This window comes from Dolichospermum sp. LEGE 00246 (assembly GCF_015207865.1).
Taxonomy (GTDB): domain Bacteria; phylum Cyanobacteriota; class Cyanobacteriia; order Cyanobacteriales; family Nostocaceae; genus Dolichospermum; species Dolichospermum heterosporum.
In genome coordinates, this window is record NZ_JADEWA010000460.1 from 1 (window position 1) to 4,323 (window position 4,323).

Sequence of the window (4,323 nt, forward strand, 5' to 3'; positions counted from 1 at the left end):
ATTAAAAACTTCTCAAACACCCTCTAAATCAAATGAATCAAATAAATCATAGTCTAATTTGTCAAAGATTGATTGATCTGAATTAATAACTCTTCCATTGAAATAGAACGAGGTAGTATTTGGGTAGCAATTCCTCGAACCGCAGTTTCCACAGAAGATGTATATCTTTGTTTCCGAGATTTTGGCACATTTCCATAATTAGGTTCATTTAATTTTTGGTCAAGTACCAAAATTGGTGGTAAATTCAACTGTGAATTCCCCAATGATTCAATAGCTTTTTGTACTTCCTTATTAATTGCCGTTTCATGCAAGCAAATTAACAGTAAATCAACACTTTTATGGCTAACTTGTTGGACAACTTCCGACCAACAACTGGCAATAGAAGCTCTAAAACCAGCAGTTTGTAAGTATTGAATTAAAGCTTGAAACCACTCATATCCCCGATTAATTTGCTCATCTTCAAAATTGAGAAAATAATTTGTGACTGACTGATCATCCTTAATTGGTTTGCGTTTTGATTTGGGTAAATCACTCAACATATTTATATCTACCACTAAAATATTTATTGGGCAACAAATACCAGCAGCAATTTGTAATACAGATGACAAAGCACCTTGTTGATAATTTTGATTATTATCTTCCTGAGTCAAAGGACTTAAACAAGGAAATACAGACAATCCTGGTATTTGAGAAGCAGCTAAAGTAGTCGCAACATCACAAGTTACCAATGGTAATGTCGCCAACCTTTGGTGTTTATTTAATTGTTGTAGATAAGTGTGAGCAGTAGAAATTCCCATATCTAGCAAAATTACATCAAACTGCCAAACTCGCGCTAACAAATCTGCTTGATCTAGATCATCTACTTCAATCACCCGATGTTCTCGCAGAGAAGGATAGAGATTAATTACCTCCAATTCTGGATGTACTAACCTAAGAATTCGCAAAGGAATATTTTGAGAATTGATATTATTATTTTCCAGTTCTGAATGCTGAAATTCGCTCGTTATTGATATTTTTTCTAATAATGATGCCAACGCTTGATGCTTAATTGGTAAACTTAAAAAACCATCGGCTTGTTTAGTAAATGCTTGCTCTTTTTCTGCCGCTGTGGCTGTGACAATAACATGAATATGACGAGTTAAAACATCAGATTTCAGTAAAGTCATCACATCCCAACCAGAAAGTAAAGGCAGTAAAGGATTTAAAAATATTGCCTTTGGTTGTAAGCGACGAGCTTTTTCTATCGCCTCTGTTCCCGATCTAGCAATAACAACACGATACCCTAAACCTTTGAGTTGTTCAGTTAATTCCTCAATATATTGAGCTACTGCTTCCACTACTAAAATCAGTCTTTGGGAAGAACTATTGATATTTTGAGGGGAAGAATTAATGTCATTGCCTACTTCTATCTTAGGAACTATATCTTCGGACTCATTAAAACTAGCCTTTGGTGGATTGGGAGGTAAAAGCAGCGTAAACTGACTGCCTTTACCCTCACGAGATAAGAAACTGACATCTCCACCATGCAAACGAGCTAAAGCTCTAGTTAATACTAATCCTAAACCCGTTCCTTCAAACTGACGAGTGAGAGGATTTTCTAATTGCTGGAATTTTTGAAAGATTAAATGTTGTTGTTGTTCAGGAATACCAATCCCTGTATCCCAAACAGTAAAAGCAATCCAGCCTTCCCAACGGCTTACCCGTAAGCCAATTTCCCCAGATATTTCTGTGAATTTAAAGGCATTGGAAAGTAAATGTACTAACATCTGTCGCAAGCGTAATTCATCTGCCACCATTTCTTCTAAACCTGGTTCAATGGCTAGGCTAAATTGGTGATTAGATAAAGTTTGATTGTCTGGTGGGGATACTGGTTTAGCTTTGTTAGTTTGATGATGAATGTTTTTAACGTCTGAAAAAGCCCTTTCACATACTACTTGAATTTGGACTGGATTGAGGGTGAGTTCCATCTGTCCCGTTTCCATTCGCGTTAAATCTAAAATATCATTCACCACACTCATCAAATGTCTGCCACTTTGATGAATTAGTCCAGCATAACGGGCTTGACGCTCATTTAATTGTCCCAACTGTTGATCTGCCAACAGGCGAGATAGTCCCAAAACTGCCGTTAGTGGTGTTTTTAGTTCATGACTAATGCAAGCTAAAAATTCATCTTTTAAGCGATTAAGTTGAATTAAATCAGCATTTTTTGCTGCTAATTCCTTACACAGTTGTTGTTGTTCTGTTACGTCGGTGGCTAATATTAACCATAGTTCTTCCGTAATTTCTGGTACTTCTGACTCAGAAACCCAAATTTTTAACTCGTTACTGTCTAAAGGAATTTTAGCAAACTGCCACACTCGTTCCTGACCAGTTTTAATTTCAACCACACAAGTACAAATACCCAATTGCGTATCTAAAACGCAGTGGTTGGCAGCCTCATTTACGGATAGAGGTGATTCTTGTACAAAAGTGAAAGTTGATGGTGAGGTTCTTTGTCTTTGTCTGTGGGTCGTGAAAGGATCGGTTTTCTGATTTTCTTGAGGATTGGCATAAATATATTTGGGAGTAAGTATAGTCTCTACCTGTTTTCTAATGCCTTCAGGGTCTTTTAATGCTCCTAGTTGTTGCCGCCAAGCGATATTTTGCGTAACTACTTCGCCTTGACTAGTCTGTAACATCATTGGCCAGGGTAATTTAGCCAATAAGTGGACTATGGATTTGTGTATTTTGGGCTGGTGTTTATTAGCTGTATGCTCGATGTTTTTTTGGTGTTGAGAAGTTTTAGTATTTGTCGCATACTCATGACTTTCTTCTTTTTTGGTTGAGTTAAGGGGAATTTTCTTCTGAGCTAACAATGTTAATAGGTGTAAAGTATTTAGGATTCCCAAATATTTACCATCTGAATCAACTAGCGCCCAATCTAAGTTACTTTGTTGTTGGGTTTCTTGATGCTTGAGAACCAAACTGAATTTTTCCAGATTTGCTGCTGCTGGTATGGTCTGTATTGCTTCTATGAGGGATTTATCCACCTGTGAGAGTGGTTGTTGCAAATTTAAGAGGTTATTATTAGCATCCGCTGCTAAGAATTGTGGCAGTAATTGAGCAGAATACAATACACCAATTGGACGTTGTTGGGAATTGACTATTACCAAGCGATCGCTCTGTTCTTTAACAAAAATATCCAACGCTGCTGCCAGAGTATTTGTTTCCCAGCACATTGGTACAGGTGCTATAAATTCATAAAGTGGGTACTGTAGCATTAAAATAAGTCCTCGGTGGTCCTTCTTCTTGTGATCAACTCCGGCATCACCATCAGCACTTGGTTTAGATGGTCTTCAAGCCTGAAGCAATATCCTCCAAGAATATTTAGAATGGCTACGCCACGCTATCCGCGATTCTGGTTACAATTGACAGACCTCTTCAAACTAGCCATTTGGCTATGGCTTTCGGTAACACTCCGCCATAGACATCCATTGTCTCGCAGCCAATTACCAATAATTTTTGGCGTTGCTGATTCAGAATATGATTTTACCTCACGCAGAGGCGCTCCAGTCGCAGAGAGTAAGAGTTTGAAATCATTGATTTTTCAATTTCATACTTCAGTTCAGCAACGCCTAATTTTTCTTAACGGGTGCAAGGTGTGAGTTTCCATCCTCAGCAAGCAACTATCTTCAGCAACTTGCTACTGGTATTGAAAGTCATCATTTTTTATAGTGACAACTACAACAATAATTATGGCTCTAAAGATTCGCTTTAGAACCTTGAGGAATTATAATGATTTAAAATGCGACAATTCTTTAAGTTCGTTTAAGTATCTTATCAATAAGTGAAATAATGTAATCTATCTGCCCCTAGATATGCTAATACACACTATCCATCAGTCATGACTCTCCCTGAGTTTAATGCGTCATACTACTTAGAGTAGACAAGTATCATTAATTATAGACCGATATATCTCCCGCTCAAAAATTCCTGATCTATAAACAGTAGATGTTATTACCTATATTGCTTTTACAAACAAATATAAACCAAATTCTCGATAAACCATGTGCAAAAAACAATGACAAAGGTTTATTTTTGCAAATCTGGAATTTCATTGAGGGGATAATAACTCAATGCTACTGGCAGCCTATACCTACTCAGATATACTATTTGCCCCATTTTCAGTCACAAAACCCTTATCGAAAATTAGATAATAAAGATAATAATTTCTTGGCTTTTGGTAAACAAAAAAAGACCCAAACTTTTCAGGATATGACCGCTGCTGAAAAACAGGAACTTTTAGCAGCAATGAAAGCAGATTATCGTCAGATTATTATAAAT

Annotated in this window: 1 protein-coding gene and 1 pseudogene; one reads left to right on the plus strand and one right to left on the minus strand. The window is 36.9% G+C overall.

Going from position 1 to position 4,323, the window contains the following annotated elements; translation table 11 throughout:
- Positions 1 to 53: 53 nt before the first annotated feature.
- The gene (locus IQ228_RS22095; protein WP_035081414.1) at positions 54 to 3,260 is read right to left on the minus strand and encodes an ATP-binding protein; all 3,207 of its coding nucleotides are present in this window, start codon (positions 3,258 to 3,260) and stop codon (positions 54 to 56) included.
- A gap of 730 nt (positions 3,261 to 3,990) precedes the next feature.
- On the opposite strand from IQ228_RS22095, the pseudogene IQ228_RS22100 reads away from it, so the two are divergent.
- Positions 3,991 to 4,323: pseudogene (locus IQ228_RS22100) on the plus strand (KaiA family protein); the annotation flags it as partial.